The following is an 18,444-nucleotide window of genomic DNA, read 5'->3' on the forward strand; positions in this document are numbered from 1 at the left end:
TCGAGGACACGAACGAAGCTCTCGATCGCCCGGACTGCGTTATCCGGACCGACATAGTCCTCAATCCGAGCAGGAAGCAGGCTGGCCTGGTCGCGGCTCTCGCCGGTCTTGAATGTGCGATTCGTCATGAACAAAGCGTACACCGACCAACGAAAATGCCCGAGTTCTTGCCCAGCCTCGACGTGTCAAACGGCTTCGTGAAATCCGCAGTCGTTGGCGCCGACCGTCAAGTCATTGATATAGCTGCCCCCGCCTACTGTGCATGGGGTTGTTTTTCGACTTTTTTCGAGGATGGGCCTTGCCGTTCGCTCACCCCGCCCTGGCGGTGCGGCCGTCCGCCGCGCCCGAACGCAGGTTCTGGAAGAATTTCTCCACCTCGCGCGACAGCGTGTCCGCCGTCTCCGTCAGGCTGCTCGCCGCCGTCAGCACGGAGGCTGCCGCCGTGTCGGTCTCGCCGATCGCGTCGCGCAGCGAGGTGATGTTGGCGACCAGGGTCTCGTTGCCCTGCGCGGCCGATTGCGCGTTGGAGGAAATCTCGCGCGTGGCGGCGTCCTGCTGGCCGATGGCGCCGGCGATCGCCGAGGTGACCTCGTTGATCTCGCGCACCGCGCCGCCGATCTCGCGGACGGCCTCGACCGCATTGCGCGTGGAGGCCTGGATCATCGAGACGTTCTCGCCGATCTCGGCGGTGGCCTTGGCGGTCTGGCCCGCGAGCGCCTTCACCTCATGGGCGACGACGGCAAAGCCGCGGCCGGCATCGCCGGCGCGCGCCGCCTCGATGGTGGCGTTGAGCGCGAGCAGGTTGGTCTGCTCGGCGATCGCCTGGATCAGGTTGAGAACGCCGTCGATACGTTGGGTGGCCGCGGCAAGGCTCTCGATCTCGGAGATCGACTTCTCGGTGCGCTGGCCGGTCTGCTCGACCGCGCCGGCGGATTGCCGCACCTGGCGGCCGATCTCTTCCACCGAGGCCGACAGTTCCTCGGCGGCGCTCGCCACCGCCGTGACGTTCTGCGAGGCCTGCTCGGTGGCGTTCGCCGCCGTGCCGGCGCGACTATTCGCATCCGCAGTAACGCGCGTGATGGTCTGCGCCGTCTCGCGCATGGTGGAGGCGTTGTCGCTGAGGCCGCGCATGATGGCGCCAATCGCCTCGCGAAACGCCTCGGCGGATTTTTCGATATGGCGGGCGCGCTCCTCGCGCGCGGCGGAGTCGTGCGAGACCTGCGAGGCGAGATTGCGGTTGCGGTCCATTGCCTCCTGGAAGACCTCGATCGCGCGTGCCAGCGCGCCGATCTCGTCGGCTCGGTTGCTATAGGGCACCACGACGTTCTCGGTCCCGTCGGCGACCTGCTTGATGGTCGCCGTGATGGCCGAGAGAGGCCGTGCGATCGAGCGGGCGATGATGACGATGCCGATCACGACCAGGGCCAGCGCCACGCCGCCGAGGCAGGTCAGGACGAAAGACAGCGTGCGATTGGTCTCGGTCTGCTGGGCGATTTGCCTGCCGCGTTCGGCATACACCTTGGAGAGCGCTTCGAGGTCCTTGTTCAGCGCCGAGCGCACGCTGCGATTGGCGTCGTTGTCGCCCCATTCGCGGCCCGCGGCCGCATTGATCTCAATGCCGCGGCGCACCAGCTCCTTGCGGAACTCGACGAACTGTTCGATGCGCTTCTTGAAGGTGGAAAACTGCTCGGCATCGTCGGCCTTGACGATGGTCTCCCAGCGCTTCACGACATCGAGGATCTGCGCGTTGAACTTGAGCAGGCCCTCGCCGTATTTCCTCACCACGGCGGGCTCGGTCGACATGTAGACGCCGCGCGATTCCATCACGACCGCATAGACCAGCGAGTTGACCCGCTCGACGTTCAGCGCGGCCGCGTTCGCCGTCTCGATCGCGCTGGTCAGGTCGGCGCTGCGGCGGCTGTTGTAGTCGGACAGCAACGCGATCGCTGCCGTGAGCAGCGCAAACAGCGCGAAGATCGCGTAGAGCTTGGTGGCAAGCGTGAAACGGCCGGCGAGGCCAGCGGCATTCCCAGATCGGTCTGATGGCATGGTGTTCAAGAGGCCCGTGATGGCCTGGAGCGGCCGGTGGCGCGGTCGTTTGAATTTGATGCAAAACTATGCAGAACGAAGATGGATGCGGCGTTAACGCCGCAGGCCCGGAAGAGCGCGCCGCCCGGGCGGAAATACGAAATGTTTCAGCCGGTTGGGAAAACTCGATCGATCTCCGGCAGGTCGCCCCCGGGAATCCGGCCGGACGCTCCAAACATCGGCGTGCACGCCGGCCGTCAAAAGCGTATTCCTGCCGTCGGGATCGCCTTCGAGATTAATTTGCACTCGGCCACTGGCCGACGACCCCTGGAGAGGGCCTTGGTCTACCGCCACACCATCGACGCGACGACCTACACGTTCCCGGACTTGCGCGACCTTCTCGCCAAGGCGACGCCGCCGCGCTCCGGCGACCGGCTGGCCGGGATCGCCGCCGCCAGCGCCGAGCAGATGATCGCGGCACGGATGGCGCTCGCCGATGTCCCCCTCGGACAGTTCCTCCAGGAAGCGGTCATCCCCTATGAGGCTGACGAGGTCACCCGTCTCGTCGTCGACAGCCACGACGCAAAGGCCTTTGCGCCGGTGGCCTCGCTGACGGTCGGCGCTTTCCGCGACTGGCTGCTATCGGACGCCGCCACGCCCGAGGCATTGAAAATGCTCGCGCCCGGCCTCACGCCGGAAATGGCGGCCGCCGTCTCGAAACTGATGCGCAACCAGGATCTGATCCTGGCGGCGCGGAAGTGCGAGGTCACCACCGCCTTCCGCAACACCATCGGCCTGAAGGGGCGGATGAGCACGCGGCTGCAGCCCAACCATCCGTTCGACGATGCCAGGGGCATCACCGCCTCGATTCTCGACGGCATCCTGCTCGGGGCCGGCGATGCCTGCATCGGCATCAACCCGGCGAGCGACGATCCGGCCGTCGTCGCCCAATTGCTGCGGCTGCTGGACGAGATCATCGCGCGGCTCAAGATCCCAACCCAGGGCTGCGTGCTCACCCATGTCACGACGACGCTGTCGCTGATCGGGCAGGGCGTGCCGGTCGATCTCGTCTTCCAGTCGGTCGCCGGCACCGAAGCCGCCAACCGCAGCTTTGGCGTCGACCTCGCGCTTCTGAGGGAGGCCCAGGAGGCCGGGTTGTCGCAGCGGCGCGGCACCGTCGGGCAGAACGTGATGTATTTCGAGACCGGGCAGGGCTCGGCGTTGTCGGCGGGCGCCCATCACGGCGTCGACCAGCAGACCTGCGAGGCGCGCGCCTATGCGGTCGCCCGCGCCTTTGCGCCGCTTCTGGTCAACAGCGTGGTCGGCTTCATCGGACCGGAATATCTCTATGACGGCAAGGAAATCATCCGGGCCGGGCTAGAGGATCATTTCTGCGGCAAGCTGCTCGGCCTGCCGCTTGGGGTCGACATCTGCTACACCAACCACGCCGAGGCGGACCAGGACGACATGGACAATCTGCTGACGCTGCTCGCCGCCGCCGGCGTCACCTTCATCATGGGCGTGCCCGGTGCCGACGACGTCATGCTGAACTACCAGTCGACCTCTTTTCACGACGCGCTCTATGTCCGTGACGTCTTCTCCCTGCGCCGCGCGCCGGAATTCGACGACTGGCTGGTGTTATCAGGCATTGCCGGCGCCGACTTTCGCCTTGCCGGAGATGCAGGCCTGCTGCCCGATTTTGCCTCGCGGCTGATTGCGTAACGCCACGGAAAACGCCAGCTCCCCCCGGAAACTATTGGCGCCTCTCGCGAATTGAATGCCGGCCACAATATTGAGAAATTCCGGCGACAGCATTACGCTAGGTGACTGGCTGGCAATTTCCGCACCATTCGGTCGAGCGTGGCGGGGGAGCTTTGATGCGAGCTGAAAGTAACGGAACGTCCCGGCGGATTCTCTGTGTGTTTCCGCGCTACACCTCGTCGTTCGGCACGTTCGAGTATTCCTATCCCCTGACCGACGGCGTTCGCGCCTTCATGCCGCCGCAGGGCCTGCTGCTGATTTCCGCCTATCTTCCGAAAGAGTGGCAGGTCAAATTCGTCGACGAGAACCTTCGCCGCACGTCGAAGGAGGAGTTCGAATGGGCGGAGGCGGTCTTCGTCAGCGGCATGCACATCCAGCGCCAGCAGATGAACGACATCTGCCGCCGCGCCCATGAATTCGATCTGCCGGTCGCGCTCGGCGGTCCCTCGGTCAGCGCCTGCCCGGACTATTATCCGTCGTTCGACTATCTCCACGTCGGCGAGCTCGGCGATGCCACCAACCAATTGATCGAGATCCTGTCGCGTGACACCTCGCGTCCCGAGCAGCAGGTCGTGCTCACGACCAAGGACCGCGTGCCGATGACGGAGTTTCCGATCCCGGCCTACGAGCTGGCCGACGTCAAGAAATACTTCCTCGGCAGCATTCAGTATTCCAGCGGCTGCCCCTATCAGTGCGAGTTCTGCGACATCCCCGGCCTCTACGGGCGCAATCCCCGGATCAAGACGCCGGAGCAGATCATCGCCGAGCTCGACCGTCTTCGCGAATGCGGCATGACCGACACCGTCTATTTCGTCGACGACAATTTCATCGGCAACCGCAAGGCGGCGATGGACCTGCTGCCGCATCTGATCGAATGGCAGAAGCGGACCGGCTACGTGGTGCGGCTCGCCTGCGAGGCGACGCTCAACATCGCCAAGCGGCCCGAGATCCTCGAGAAGATGCGCGAGGCCTATTTCATCACCATCTTCTGCGGCATCGAGACGCCGGATCCGGATGCATTGCATGCGATGCACAAGGACCACAACATGATGGTCCCGATCCTGGAGGGCGTGCGCACCATCAACTCCTACGGCATGGAGGTCGTGTCCGGCATCATCATGGGGCTCGACACCGACAAGCCGAACACGTCTGAGGCGCTGCTCGCTTTCGTCGACGAGTCCCGGATTCCGCTGCTCACCATCAATTTGCTCCAGGCGCTGCCGAAGACGCCGCTGTGGGACCGGCTGGAGCGTGAGGGACGCCTGGTCCACGATGAGGGCCGCGATTCCAACGTCGACTTCCTGCTGCCCTACGACGAGGTTGTCGCGTCCTGGAAACATTGCATGGAGGTCGCTTACGCGCCCGAGAAGGTCTATGCGCGCTATCAGCATCAGTGCGATTACACCTATGCCAACCGCCTCAAAGTGCCGGTGGCACCGGAGATGAAGACCTGGCCCAACATCAAGCGCGGCCTGATCATGCTACGCAACATCTTCTGGCAGATCGGGGTGCTCGGCGACTACAGGCGCGTGTTCTGGAAGTTCGCCTTGGGGCGAATCCGGCGCGGCGATCTCGAAGGCCTGATCGGCTCCGCCACGATTGCGCATCATCTCATCACCTTCGCGCGCGCGGCCTCCAGCGGCAAGCAGAACGCCTCGAACTACTCGATCCGGCTGCGCGAGGCCGCCGTTCCCGCCGAATGATGCGACATGTCTGATCCGGCTCCGCCGCTCCGTCCGACGCTCGATCTGCGGACGTTCACGCCCGCACGCGTTGCGCTGGGCCGCAGCGGCGCAAGCCTGCCGACGCGCGCCCTGCTCGATTTCACGCTGGACCATGCCCGCGCCCGCGATGCCGTGCATGCCGTTTTCGAGGTGCCGCGTCTGGTCACCGATCTCCGCGCGCTAGGCCTGGTCGTGACCGAGGTGAGGAGCCGGGCGATCGACCGCAGGGACTATCTGCGGCGGCCGGACCTTGGACGGCAGCTTGATGCCGGCTCAGCCGAGCTTCTGGTGCCAAGGGCCTCGGCGCCGTACCAACTCGCGCTCGTGATCGGCGAGGGCCTGTCGGCGGCAGCGGTCCACGGCCATGCGGTGGCGCTGCTGCGGCGCCTGCTGCCGCTGCTCGCGGCCGACGATGGTGTCGCGATCGGCCATGTCGTTGTCGCCTCAGGCGCGCGCGTCGCGCTCGGCGACGAGATCGGCGCGATTCTCGGCGCGCACATGGTCGCAATGCTGATCGGCGAGCGGCCGGGCCTGTCGGCGCCCGACAGCCTCGGCGCCTATCTGACCTTCGCGCCCAAACCCGGCCGTACCGACGCTGAGCGCAATTGCGTGTCGAGCATCCACCGCGCTGGGTTGAGCTATGAAGACGCTGCTTTCAAGATCGCCTGGCTGGTCCGTGAGGGGCTCGCCCGGAAGACCACCGGCGTGGCGCTGAAGGACGAGAGCGCGGACCGCGGGCCGCGTCGAATTGGCACGGCTTTGCTGGAATGAGTAGCATTCCGGCAAAATCGCCGCATCTTGATCGATTCGGCCACATTTCGCCGGCTTGCGAGAAGGGTGATTGACCTGCTAAACCCCTCGCGGCGATTTTCCGCGCATTTTCAAAGGGCAAGCCTCCCATTGGTATGGCGTTTTCAAGCCGTTCGCGGGGCGTAATAAGCTCTCAAGACCGAACCGATTTAGGAACTGGATAAGGCATGCTCGAAAAGCACAGCGAGAATGAGGTTCATGTCGACAAGGTCGAGCAGGGACCTACGTCCTCGATCGCCTTCGGGCTGGAACGGCTCGGGCTGATCGCCGTCCGGACCCCGATCGTGTCGTGTATCGTCCTGCTCGCGCTGATCGTCGGCGCCGTGTTCGGCATTCACCGGATCAAGATCGACGATTCGCTGTCGCAGCTCTTCCGCTCCGACACCCGCGAATTCCACCAATACGAAGAGGTGACCAAGAAGTTCCCGGCTGAGGAGTTCGACGTTCTCGTCGTGGTTGAGGGCAAGAATCTGCTGGCGAGGAACAACCTGGAGAAGCTGCGGGACTTCATCACGGACCTGCAGTTGGTCGAAGGCACTCGCGGGCTGGTCTCGCTGTTCTCTGCGCGCCAGGCACCGGCGCCGGGCAAGCTGCCGGCGGCGCTGTTCCCGCCCGAGCTGCCCGAGGGCGCGGCCTATGACAAGTTCATCGAGACCGTCAAGAACAACGAGATCATCCGCGGCAAGCTGTTGTCGGAGGACGGCACGCTGGCCCTAATCGTGCTGTCGCTCGATCCGGAGGTGGTCGGCTCCAACAAGCTGACCAAGACCGTCGGCGACATCCGCACGCTGATGAAGGAGGACCTTAGCGACACCGGGCTCAACGTGCAGCTCTCCGGCGTGCCGGTGATGCAGCTCGAGATCCGTAACGCGGTCGAGCGCGACGGCCTCACCTACAACATCCTCGGCATCCTCGCCGGCTGTATCATCGCCATCATCTTCTTCCGCAAGATCTCGTTCATGGTCGCGGCGGCATTCCCGCCCATGATCGCGATCCTGCTGGCGCTCGGTGCGCTCGGCTGGGCCAATTTCAACCTCAACATGTTCCTGAACGTGATGACGCCGCTCATCATGGTCATCAGCTTCTCGGATTCGATGCAGCTCACCTTCGCCGCACGCGACCGGCTGATCGCGGGCCAGGACAAGTTCACGGCATTCAAGAACGCCGTGCTGGTGGTGGGGCCGGCATGCGTGCTGACGCACGGCACCGCCGGGATTTCCTTCATCGCGCTCCAATTCTCCGACTCCGACCTGATCCGCAAGTTTGGCGAAGCGGGCCTTGCTGCCACCATCATCGCGCTGGTGGCGGTGCTGTCGCTGGTGCCGGTGTTCGGCGTGCTGTTCGTGCGCAACGAGAAGGTTTTTGCGGTCAAGTTCCAGGGTGCCGATGCCGGCGTCCAGGCGCTGCGCAATTTCTGCTATTGGATCGCGGTGCGCATGGTCGGCCGTCCCGGCCTGTTCAGCCTGATCGCGGTGCTGTTCGTCGGCGGTCTCGGCGTCATCTACGCCAATCTGGAGCCGCGCTATCGGCTCGCCGATCAGGTGCCGGACAAGCGCCAGGCGGTCGCCGCCAGCGACCGGCTCGACGCCAAGCTGACCGGCGCCAATCCGGTCAACGTTCTGATCGCGTTTCCCAAGGGCGAATCGCTCTATTCGCCCGAGACGCTCCAGACCATCGGCGACGTGCATGCGATCGTGGAGAAGGCGGCCGGTGTCGGCAACGTCTGGTCGCTCGAGACCCTGCGCCGCTGGCTGGCGGAAAAGGCCGGCAGCGCCGACGTCGCGACGCTGCAGGAATATGTCAACGTCATCCCCGAGCACCTGGTGCGGCGCTTCATCGACGCCGAGCAGGACGCGGTCGTGGTCGCCGGCCGTGTGCCGGACAAGGATTCCAGCCAGCTGCTGCCGATCGTCGACAAGCTCGATTCCGAGCTCGACGCCGTCCGCAAGAAGCATCCCGGCTACGAGATTGCAGTGACGGGCCTCGCTGCGATTGCGGCGCGCAACTCAGCCAGCATGATCGAGAAGCTGAACCGCGGCCTCACCATCGAATTCGCGCTGGTCGCGATCTTCATCGGCCTCGCCTTCCGCTCCTGGGTCGTGATGTTGGCCTGCATCCTGCCGGGCATCTTCCCGGTGGTGATGTCGGGCACGGTGCTGTGGGCGATGGGCGAGGGCCTGCAATTCGCCAGCGTGGTCGCGCTCACCGTCTCGTTCGGCCTCGGCCTCAGCGCCACCATCCACTTCCTCAACCGCCTGAGGCTCGAGAGCAAGCCGGGCGTCGGCTCGGCGCTCGCGGTGGAGCGCGCCACCGTCTTGGTCGGACCGGCGCTGATCCTGACCACGGTGGTGCTGGCCTGCGGCCTCGTCGTCACCGTGTTCTCCGACCTGCCGTCGCTGCGGCTGTTCGGCTGGCTCAGCGCCTTCTCGATGGTGATGGCGCTCGTCGCCGACCTCTTCATCCTGCGGCCGACGGCGATGTGGCTGATCAACCTGCACGCGAAGCTGCAGGGCGATAAGCCGGCGATTTGAGCGGGACGGGCCGGGCCGTCTCGGATTCGATGTCACGCAGCCATATGCATGTCCATGTCAACAAAAAGCCCCCGGCTCGCGAGAGCCGGGGGCTTTGTTGCTCGTGAGCCGAAAGGACGTCAGCCCTTCGTCATCGTGATATTGACGCCGCGGATCTCGCCCTTGGAAGAGATCTGCACCGTCTGTTTGGTGCCGTTGGTGCGCAGCGACAGATTGGCGGCAAAACCGTTGGCCTCGACGAACACGTCGATCTGACCGCCGCCGGCGGTGCCCTGGAGGTTGCCGAAGATGTTGCGGCTGGCTTCGCTCCAATTGCCGGAGATGCGGTCGCCCTGGCTCGTCACGTCGCTCGTGAGGTCGAACTTGTAGCTGTCGGACGCGCAGTGCAGCGCCTGCTTGAGGTTGAGGCCGCTGCCGGCGACCTTGTAATCGGCCTTGCAGCGGATGCGTTCGGTGGAGCCGTCGGACAGCGACACCGTGCCGGTGCCGGTCCACGCGCCGTCGAAACCGGCAAATGGGCCGGACGATTGAGCATGGCTTGCCGACACCGAGAAGAGCAGCGCAGCCCCGACGCCGACCGCCTTGATTGCCTGTCCAGATCGCCCAAAGAATGTCATCTCAAATATCCCGTTTTGGAACGACGTCCATTCAAGACAAGGACGTCTCGCCACATCGAAAGTTTAGTGTTCCGAGCCTGTGCCAGGTTCAACGCGTGACCACCGAAGATGGTGCTTCGTGCCACGCGCAACAACGCGATTCCCCGTGTTTCGGTGTGTTTCCGACCGAAACAGCAAGGGAGAGAGATGCAGCTCTGCAACAGATCCCAGCCAAAACGCGATGTTCCAGAATTATCTCGTAGTATCAGCCTCTTACATCTGCCAATGAAGGCGCAGGGAAGACCTGATTTGGTGGGAGTGGCGCCAATTTGGCCGCATTTGCCAGTGCTTGTGCCTTCTCTGAGGCCGCTACTCCCGCGGCAACTTGCCATCAGAACAATCCGCTCCGGACATCCGCCCCGTGCAGCCCGTGATCGGTGCGATTCTGCCGTCAGAATGAAGGAATACAATGCGTAAGCTTCTCGTCGCTCTCACCCTGCTGTCGGCCTCTCTTTCGACGGCGGCGTTCGCCCAGCAAGGGCGTGGCACGGACGCTGAGCAGAAGGCCTGCACACGCGACGTGCAGAAGTTCTGCCGTCCGGTCATCGACCAGGGCGATTTCACCGTCCTGGCCTGCCTCAAGGAGAACCGGGCCAAGATCTCGCAGGCCTGCGACCAGGTCCTGAAGAACCACAACCAGTAAGTTCGGCCGCTGGCCGACAAGGGCGGCCCGGGCCGCCTTTTTCGGCGCGATCCGCACGGGGCAGCCATCGAGAGACAGGATTGGTTTTGCGGCCATATTCCCCTATATGGGGGCCGCCGGCATGAGCCCGCGCGAGCGAAAAAGCCCTTCCTGTCCAACCGATTGTAAACCAGCCCTCGATGACCTCTGCGAGCGAATTGCGATCCGGCAAGGGTGACCGCGACGAGAATTTTCCCGTCGCGTCCTGGATCATTCATCCGCGTCATCGCGCGCTGATTCTGGCGTATTACAATTTCGTCCGCACCGCCGACGACATCGCCGACCATTCGACGCTGCCGCCCGACGAAAAGCTCGCTTATCTCGACCTGCTCGAGGCGGAACTGCTCGGCGAGGGCGACACCCAGGCCGAAGCGGTCACCCTGCGCCGTGCACTGGCCGAGCGCGGCATGGCGCCGCGCCATGCGCTCGACGTGCTCATCGCCTTCCGCATGGACGTCACCAAGCTGCGCTACGAGAATTGGGACGAGGTCATCCAGTATTGCCGCTATTCGGCGATGCCGGTCGGCCGCTTCATGCTCGACGTTCATGGCGAGAGCACCTCGACCTGGGCTGCCTCGGATGCGCTCTGCGCGGCGCTCCAGATCAACAACCACCTCCAGGATTGCGGCAAGGATTTTCGCGAGCTCAACCGCGTCTATCTGCCGCGCGATGCGCTGGCTGCGAGCGGCGCCTCGGTCGAGCAGCTCGGGCTGACGCAGTCGCCGCCGGCGATGCTGGCCTGCCTTCAGGCGCTCGCCGTGCGAAACGAAGCGCTGCTGAACGAGAGCAAGTCGCTCAGCGCGCAGGTGAGGGACTTCCGCCTCGGCGTCGACATTGCGGTGATCCAGGCCTATGCCGACCGCATCGTGCGCCTGCTCAAGGTGCGCGATCCGCTGCGCCAGCGCGTGCATCTGAACAAGCTCGAGCTGCTCGCCTTCAGCCTCGCCGGGATGATCGGCGAAGTCGGCCGTCGCGCAATCGGACGCAGGGCCATTTCCAGACCGGGGACTGCACATGACGCTTGAGGCGACCTCGCCCGGCGCCAATTATGGCTCGACCGCATCCGGCAGCTCGTTCTACGCCGCGATGCGCATCCTGCCGCATGATCAGCGCGAAGCGATGTTCCAGATCTACAGCTTCTGCCGCCAGGTCGACGACATCGCCGATTCCGACGGCCCGCGCGCGGAGCGGCTTGCCGCGCTTCAGCAGTGGCGCAACGACATCGATGCGCTCTATCAGGGCAATCCGCCGCCGCGCCTGAAGGACTACGTCGCCTCGGTGAAGACCTTCGGGCTGAAACGCGAGGACTTCCTTGCCATTGTCGACGGCATGGAGATGGACGTGCCGCAGGACATCCGCGCGCCCGATATGGCGACCCTCGATCTCTACTGCGATCGTGTCGCCAGCGCCGTGGGGCGCCTGTCGGTGCGGGTGTTCGGCCTGCCGGAAGAAGACGGCATCCTGCTTGCCCATCATCTCGGCCGCGCGCTTCAGCTCACCAACATCCTGCGCGACATCGATGAGGACGCCGGCCTCGGCCGGCTCTATCTGCCGCGCGAGGCGCTTCTGCATGCCGGCATCACCTCCATCGATCCCAACCGCGTCATCGCCGAGCGCGCGCTGCCGAAAGTCTGTCTGCCGCTGGCGCAGCGCGCGAAATCGCATTTCGAGAAGTCGGACGAGATCATGAACCGCAACAAGCGCCGCGCGGTGCGCGCGCCGCGGATCATGTCGAAATACTATCATTCCATTCTGGACCTCCTGATGGCGCGCGGCTTCGACGCGCCGCGCGCGCCGGTGCGTGTGTCGAAGATCACACGCATCCTGATCCTGCTCCGTTACGCTTTCATCTGATGCAAAAGACAGCTCATATCATCGGCGCCGGGATTTCCGGCCTCTCCGCCGCCGTGCGGCTCGCCAATGCCGGCTTCAAGGTCGCCGTGCACGAGGCAACGCACCAGGCCGGCGGCCGCTGCCGATCCTATTTCGACGGCGCCACCAATCTCACCATCGATAATGGCAATCATCTGCTGCTGTCGGGCAACAGCCATGCGCGTGCCTATGCGCGCGCGATTGGCACCGAGGCCGGCCTTGTCGGCCCCGAGCGCGCGCAGTTTCCCTTTGTCGACATCAAGACCGGGCAACGCTGGCAGATCGATCTCGGCGATGGCCGGCTGCCGACCTGGGTTCTCGACGAGAGCCGCCGGGTGCCCGATACCGGGCTGAGCGATTATCTCAAGCTGGCGCCGCTGGTCTGGGCGTCGGAGGAGACACTGGTCGGCAAGTCCATTCCTTGCGAGGGCATCCTCTATCAGCGTCTGGTGCAGCCGTTGCTGCTGGCGGCGCTCAATGTCGATCCGCCCGAGGGCTCGGCCGGGCTCGCCGGCGCGATCGTGCGCGAGACGCTGCTCGCGGGTGGGCAGGCCTGCCGTCCCCTGATCGCGCGCGACGGCCTCAGCGCCGTCCTGATCGAGCCTGCTGTGAAATTCCTGGCTGAGCGCGGCCACACGGTTCAGCTCGGCCATGAGCTGCGTTCGTTTGACACCAATGACGGCAAGGTCGGCGCGCTGAATTTCGGCGGCGAGGACGTGATCGAGCTCAATGAGGGGGACGCCATCGTGATGGCGGTGCCGCCCCGCGCCGCCGCCAGCCTGCTGCCCGGCCTGAAGACGCCGACCGAATTCCGCGCCATCGTGAACGCGCATTTCCGCTTCGAGCCGCCGCCGGGCTCTGCACCGATCCTCGGCGTGATCGGCGGCGTTGTGGAGTGGCTGTTCGCGTTCCCGAACCGACTGTCCGTCACCATCAGCAATGGCGACCGCCTGGTCGACATGCCGCGCGAGGAACTCGCGCAGGCGATCTGGAACGACGTCCGCAAGGCCGGCGGCGTGTCCGGTGAGTTGCCTCCGTGGCAGATCGTGCGTGAGCGCCGCGCCACGTTTGCCGCGACGCCAGCGCAGAATGCCCTGCGTCCGGCGCCGATCACTGCGCTGAAAAACCTGTTCCTTGCCGGGGATTGGACTGCTACGGGATTGCCTGCAACCATCGAGGGATCGGTCCGGTCGGGCGATCGCGCCGCCGATCTGATTCTCGCCGCACAGCGGCCCTGACGGGCAAATGTCCCGGTCAATTTCAATCGACAATCGGAGCAATCGAGCGACATGGATTCCGTGAACGCGACCAGCCGCGAAGCCTTGGATCCAAGCATCTTGGAATCGAGCATTGCATCGGCGACGCAAGGCGTCCTCGGCTTCCAGCAATCGGACGGCCATTGGGTGTTCGAGCTCGAGGCCGACTGCACGATTCCGGCCGAGTATATCTTGCTGCGCCATTATCTCGCCGAGCCCGTTGACACGGTGCTCGAGGCCAAGATCGGCAACTATCTGCGTCGCGTCCAGGGTGCCCATGGCGGCTGGCCGCTGGTGCATGACGGTGAGTTCGACATGAGCGCCAGCGTGAAGGCGTATTTCGCACTGAAGATGATCGGCGATTCCATCGATGCCCCGCACATGGTGCGTGCGCGCGAGGCCATCCATGCGCGCGGCGGTGCGATTCACAGCAACGTCTTCACGCGCTTCCTGCTCGCGACATTCGGCGTCGTGACCTGGCGCGCGGTGCCGGTGCTGCCGATCGAGATCGTGCTGCTGCCGTTCTGGTCGCCGTTCCACCTCAACAAGATCTCCTATTGGGCGCGCACAACGATGGTGCCGCTGATGGTGATCGCCGCGCTGAAGCCGCGTGCGAAGAATCCGAAGGGCGTCGGCATCGACGAGCTGTTCCTGCAGGATCCGCGTTCGATCGGCATGACCGCGAAGGCGCCGCACCAGAGCATGGCCTGGTTCCTGCTCTTCCGCTCGCTCGACGCGATTCTGCGCCTGATCGAGCCGATGTTTCCCAAGAGCCTGCGCAAGCGCGCGATTGATGCGGCGCTCGCCTTCATCGAGGAGCGGCTCAACGGCGAGGATGGCATGGGCGCGATCTATCCGCCCATGGCTAATATCGTGATGATGTATGACGCGCTCGGCAAGGACGAGAATTATCCGCCACGCGCGACGACGCGGCGGGGCATCGACAAGCTGCTCGTTATCAAAGACGACGAAGCCTATTGCCAGCCCTGCGTCTCGCCGGTGTGGGACACGACGTTGACGGCCCATGCGCTGCTGGAAGCTGGCAACGCGCAAGCCGTGCCGGCCGCCAAGCGTGGCCTCGATTGGTTGATCCCGAAGCAGGAGCTCGAAGTGAAGGGCGATTGGGCGGTGAAGCGGCCCGACGTGCGTCCGGGCGGCTGGGCCTTCCAGTACAACAATGCCCATTATCCCGATCTCGACGACACCGCCGTCGTGGTGATGTCGATGGACCGGATGCGCCGGGAGCACGGCGCGACCGGCTATGACGCCGCGATCGCCCGCGGCCGGGAGTGGATCGAGGGCATGCAAAGCGACGACGGCGGCTGGGCTGCCTTCGACGTCAACAATCTCGAATATTACCTGAACAATATCCCGTTCTCCGACCACGGCGCGCTGCTCGACCCGCCAACCGAGGACGTCACCGCGCGCTGCATCTCGATGCTGGCCCAGCTCGGCGAGACCGCGAAGACCAGCAAGCAAGTGGCCGACGGGGTCGCGTACTTGCGGAAGACCCAGCATCCGGAAGGCTCCTGGTACGGCCGCTGGGGCATGAACTTCATCTACGGAACCTGGTCCGTGCTCTGTGCCCTCAATATGGCCGGCGTCGACCACAAGGACCCCATGATTCGCAAAGCCGTGGCCTGGCTGGCCTCGATCCAGAACGAGGACGGCGGCTGGGGCGAGGATGCCGTCAGCTATCGCCTGGACTACAAGGGCTGGGAGGCTGCGCCCTCGACCGCCTCGCAGACGGCATGGGCCTTGCTTGCCCTCATGGCGGCAGGCGAGGTTGATCACCCGGCCGTCGCCCGCGGGGTGGAGTACCTGATTGCAACACAAAACAAAAAAGGACTGTGGGACGAGCAGCGGTACACCGCCACAGGCTTCCCCCGCGTGTTCTATCTACGATATCATGGTTACCCAAAGTTCTTCCCGCTGTGGGCACTGGCGCGGTACCGGAACTTGCGGAACACCAACAGCAGGGTGGTAGGGGTCGGAATGTGACTTTGGGGACGGGGGACTATTTTACCGCGGGTAATACGATCGACCCGCGGCCGATACTGATCGTGACCGGTTTGGTTCAGGAGGCCCGCATTGCAGCCGGGCCCGGAATGGCGGTCATCTGTTCATCCAGCAGCCCGACCCAGTTGCGGGCCCTGCTGACGGTGGTGGATCCCGAAACGATTCGCGGTGTGATCTCGTTTGGTGTGGCTGGCGGGCTCGACCCGACACTGCGCTCCGGTGACGTCGTGCTGGCCACCGAAGTGCTGTCCGGCGACACCCGTTGGGCCGCCGGGCTGTCGCTCGGCGACGACCTCATCGATCGCCTGACCTCGGGACGCCGCCGTGTCGTGCGCGGTAGCCTCGCCGGTGCCGAGGAAGTGGTCACCGGGCGGTCCTGCAAGGCGGCGCTGCATTCGGAGACGGGAGCAGCGGCCGTCGACATGGAGAGCCACATCGCGGCCGCCTACGCCGCCGAGGCCGGGCTGCCCTTTGCCGCGGTCCGCGTCATCAGCGACCCCGCCCATCGCGCGCTGCCGGCGCTCGCCCGCGCCGCCATCAAGCCGAACGGCCAGATCGACCTTCCGGCCGTGCTGCGCGGCATCGTGCGCAATCCGGCGACGCTGCATGCGCTGGTCTCGACCGGCCTCGACTTCAACCGCGCGCTGCGATCTTTGCGCGGCTGCCGCGACTTTCTGATCGGCACCGAGGTTGCCGGCAGCGAGACCCTGGTCTCAGAGGCGGCCTGAGCGGCTTCTTCGAGCTGACGAAAGAAAGGCCCGGTCGCATCGGCGACCGGGCCTTTCTCTTAATCTTACCTGCTTGGGCCTGCCTCAAGCCGCCGTCGAAGCCTTCGTCGCCTTCTCCTGCGCTGCGAGAGCTTCGTCGCGGCGGATCTCCGAGAGCTTCTTCTGGACCTGCTCGGAGAAGATGTACTGAGCCGGGCGCTGCTTGGACATGTCGATCTCCGGCGCCATCGGGCCAGTGGTCTTGATGCCGCGCAGCGACACCCACATCGCCTTCAGCGGGTTGTTGAGGGCTGCGGTTGCGGCGGTCGGCTCGTAGCCGCAATGGGCCATACAGTCGGCGCACTTCTCGTATTTGCCGGTGCCGTAGCTATCCCAGTCGGTGGTCTCCATCAGCTCCTTGAAGGTCTTCGCATAGCCTTCGCCGAGCAGGTAGCAGGGCTTCTGCCAGCCGAAGATGTTGCGCGCGGGCATGCCCCACGGCGTGCACTCGTATTCCTGGTTGCCGGCGAGGAAGTCCAGGAACAGGCCGGAATGCATGAAATTCCACTTCTTGCCCTTGCCCATGGCGAAGACGTCGCGGAACAGCTTCTTGGTCTTGGTGCGGTTGAGGAAGTGCTCCTGGTCCGGCGCGCGCTCATAGGCGTAGCCCGGGGACATCGAGACGCCGACGCCGAGCTCGACGGTGAAGTCGAGGAATTTCGCGATCTCCTCGGCCGGGTGGCCGTCGAAGATGGTGGCGTTGACGTTGACGGTGAAGCCGCGCGCCTTGGCCGCCTTGATCGCGGAGACGGCGCGGTCGAACACGCCCTTCTGCGACACCGCCTTGTCGTGGTGATCGCGCAGGCCGTCGAGATGCACGGAGAAGAACAAATACGGAGAGGGCTCGAACAGATCGAGCTTCTTCTCAAGCAGCAGTGCGTTGGTGCAGAGCGAGACGAACTTCTTGCGCGCGACGAGGCCGCGCACGATCTCGCCGATCTCCTTGTGGATCAGCGGCTCGCCGCCGGGAATCGCGACCATTGGCGCGCCGCATTCGTCGGCGGCATCCCAGCACTCCTGGGCCGTCATGCGGCGATTGAGGATCGCATCGGGATAATCGATCTTGCCGCAGCCGACGCAGGCGAGGTTGCAGCGAAATAGCGGCTCCAGCATGAGCACGAGCGGATAGCGTTTGCGGCCAAGCAGTTTCTGCTTGAGCAAATAGCCGCCGATACGCATTTCCTTGAAGAACGGGATGGCCATTACAAGTTTCTTTCTGGGCTTTGAATTCGGGTGGGTCAGCTCGCAGCCAGTTGGGCCGGAAGCCTGAATTCGATGTTTTCCTCGCGGCCCGGCAACACCGACACCTTCACGGGTCCGATCCGCCGCATCGCTTCGATCACGTCATCCACGAGTACCTCGGGCGCCGATGCGCCGGCCGTGACGCCAACCGTCCTGGCATTCTTCAACCATTCCGGATTGAGCTCGCTGCCGTCGGCAATCAGATAACTCGCGACGCCGGCTTCGGTGCCGATTTCGCGGAGCCGGTTCGAGTTCGAGCTGTTGGCAGCGCCCACCACCAAGATCACGTCGACCAGCTTGCTCAAATCCCTTACCGCAGATTGGCGATTCTGTGTCGCATAGCAGATATCCCGGATATCCGGACCTTGAATATCTGTAAAGCGGGCCTGAAGGGCCGCGATGATGTCCTTGGTGTCGTCGACCGACAGGGTGGTCTGGGTGATGTAGGCCACTGGCGTATCCGCCGGCAGCGCCAGCGCCTTAACCTCTTCAACGCTTTGAACCAGCAGCACGGGAGCGGGAACCTGGCCCATCGTGCCCTCGACCTCGGGGTGGCCGGCATGGCCGATCAGGATCAGCGTGCGTCCTTTGCTGATGTAGCGCTTCCCCTGATTGTGAACTTTCGTGACCAGGGGGCAGGTGGCGTTCAGCACCGGAAGGTCGCGCGCCGCGGCCTCTTCCTCGACGCTGCGGGCGACGCCATGGGCGCTGAAAACGGTCACCGCTTTCGGCGGCACCTCGGACAATTCCTCGACGAAGATCGCGCCCTTGTTCTTCAGGCTCTCGACCACGTATTTGTTGTGCACGATCTCATGGCGCACGTAGACGGGCGGGCCGTACTTTTCCAGGGCCCGCTCCACGATCTCGATCGCACGCACCACGCCCGCGCAGAAGCCGCGCGGCTGCGCCAGATAAACTTCCATTGGACGTCCATCACGCAAGTTGCACCAATCCACTTCAAAGTTCCCGACAGCACCCGATACTGACCAACGAGCTGCAATATCCGCACCATCGGTCTTGCGCACGCGGTAGCCGCCCACTCCCCGTTTGGGGCTCCGGCGCATGGAGGCGCAATACTTTGTGTCAAAAAATCGGC

Annotated in this window: 14 protein-coding genes; 10 read left to right on the plus strand and 4 right to left on the minus strand. The window is 64.4% G+C overall.

Translation table 11 applies throughout. The features are described from left to right. Positions 1 to 309 precede the first annotated feature (309 nt). Positions 310 to 2,049 carry a HAMP domain-containing methyl-accepting chemotaxis protein gene (locus IVA87_RS09365; RefSeq protein WP_247301335.1) on the minus strand — a complete coding sequence of 580 codons (1,740 nt, stop codon included), beginning with the start codon at positions 2,047 to 2,049 and terminating at the stop codon, positions 310 to 312. Between the two features lie 318 nt (positions 2,050 to 2,367). Between IVA87_RS09365 and IVA87_RS09370 the strand changes: the two genes are divergently transcribed. From IVA87_RS09370 to IVA87_RS09385, 4 genes are all read left to right on the plus strand, one after another. Beyond that, complete coding sequence (locus tag IVA87_RS09370; protein ID WP_247301334.1) at positions 2,368 to 3,750, plus strand: ethanolamine ammonia-lyase subunit EutB; 1,383 nt, start codon at positions 2,368 to 2,370, stop codon at positions 3,748 to 3,750. Positions 3,751 to 3,905: 155 nt separating this feature from the next. After that, positions 3,906 to 5,492 (plus strand): B12-binding domain-containing radical SAM protein, encoded by a 1,587-nt coding sequence (locus IVA87_RS09375; protein ID WP_247301333.1) that lies wholly within the window; start codon positions 3,906 to 3,908, stop codon positions 5,490 to 5,492. Positions 5,493 to 5,498: 6 nt separating this feature from the next. Then, the gene (gene eutC / locus IVA87_RS09380) at positions 5,499 to 6,284 is read left to right on the plus strand and encodes an ethanolamine ammonia-lyase subunit EutC (protein ID WP_247301332.1); all 786 of its coding nucleotides are present in this window, start codon (positions 5,499 to 5,501) and stop codon (positions 6,282 to 6,284) included. Positions 6,285 to 6,490: 206 nt separating this feature from the next. After that, the gene (locus IVA87_RS09385) at positions 6,491 to 8,854 is read left to right on the plus strand and encodes an MMPL family transporter (RefSeq protein ID WP_247301331.1); all 2,364 of its coding nucleotides are present in this window, start codon (positions 6,491 to 6,493) and stop codon (positions 8,852 to 8,854) included. Between the two features lie 119 nt (positions 8,855 to 8,973). On the opposite strand, the gene IVA87_RS09390 is transcribed toward IVA87_RS09385, so the two are convergent. Continuing rightward, positions 8,974 to 9,471 (minus strand): hypothetical protein, encoded by a 498-nt coding sequence (locus tag IVA87_RS09390; RefSeq protein WP_247333438.1) that lies wholly within the window; start codon positions 9,469 to 9,471, stop codon positions 8,974 to 8,976. A gap of 448 nt (positions 9,472 to 9,919) precedes the next feature. Here IVA87_RS09390 and IVA87_RS09395 point away from each other — a divergent pair, with 448 nt between their 5' ends. The 6 genes from IVA87_RS09395 to IVA87_RS09420 all read left to right on the plus strand — a co-directional run bounded on the left by IVA87_RS09395 (position 9,920) and on the right by IVA87_RS09420 (position 16,067). Continuing rightward, positions 9,920 to 10,153, plus strand: a complete 234-nt coding sequence (locus tag IVA87_RS09395) for a hypothetical protein (protein ID WP_166817451.1) — start codon at positions 9,920 to 9,922, stop codon at positions 10,151 to 10,153. 179 nt (positions 10,154 to 10,332) lie between these two features. Further along, positions 10,333 to 11,217 carry a squalene synthase HpnC gene (gene hpnC, locus IVA87_RS09400; protein WP_247301329.1) on the plus strand — a complete coding sequence of 295 codons (885 nt, stop codon included), beginning with the start codon at positions 10,333 to 10,335 and terminating at the stop codon, positions 11,215 to 11,217. Beyond that, positions 11,207 to 12,046, plus strand: a complete 840-nt coding sequence (gene hpnD / locus IVA87_RS09405) for a presqualene diphosphate synthase HpnD (RefSeq protein ID WP_247301328.1) — start codon at positions 11,207 to 11,209, stop codon at positions 12,044 to 12,046. Before hpnC ends, hpnD begins: the two co-directional genes overlap by 11 nt. Next, entirely contained in the window at positions 12,046 to 13,302 is a 1,257-nt protein-coding gene (gene hpnE / locus IVA87_RS09410) for a hydroxysqualene dehydroxylase HpnE (RefSeq protein ID WP_247301327.1), read from the plus strand. The genes hpnD and hpnE overlap by 1 nt, the downstream gene beginning before the upstream one ends. Before the next feature lie 51 nt (positions 13,303 to 13,353). After that, positions 13,354 to 15,321, plus strand: a complete 1,968-nt coding sequence (shc, locus tag IVA87_RS09415) for a squalene--hopene cyclase (RefSeq protein WP_247301326.1) — start codon at positions 13,354 to 13,356, stop codon at positions 15,319 to 15,321. Then, a complete protein-coding gene (locus IVA87_RS09420; RefSeq protein WP_247301325.1) occupies positions 15,318 to 16,067 on the plus strand; it encodes a phosphorylase in 750 nt (249 codons plus the stop codon). Before shc ends, IVA87_RS09420 begins: the two co-directional genes overlap by 4 nt. Positions 16,068 to 16,151: 84 nt before the next feature. Here the strand turns inward: IVA87_RS09420 and hpnH are convergent, their stop codons facing one another. Both hpnH and ispH read right to left on the minus strand, forming a co-directional pair. Further along, entirely contained in the window at positions 16,152 to 17,309 is a 1,158-nt protein-coding gene (gene hpnH, locus IVA87_RS09425) for an adenosyl-hopene transferase HpnH (protein ID WP_247301324.1), read from the minus strand. Positions 17,310 to 17,344: 35 nt separating this feature from the next. Continuing rightward, positions 17,345 to 18,271 (minus strand): 4-hydroxy-3-methylbut-2-enyl diphosphate reductase, encoded by a 927-nt coding sequence (ispH, locus tag IVA87_RS09430; protein WP_247301416.1) that lies wholly within the window; start codon positions 18,269 to 18,271, stop codon positions 17,345 to 17,347. Positions 18,272 to 18,444 lie beyond the last annotated feature (173 nt).

The sequence above is a fragment of the Bradyrhizobium sp. 147 genome, assembly GCF_023073935.1.
Lineage (GTDB): Bacteria > Pseudomonadota > Alphaproteobacteria > Rhizobiales > Xanthobacteraceae > Bradyrhizobium.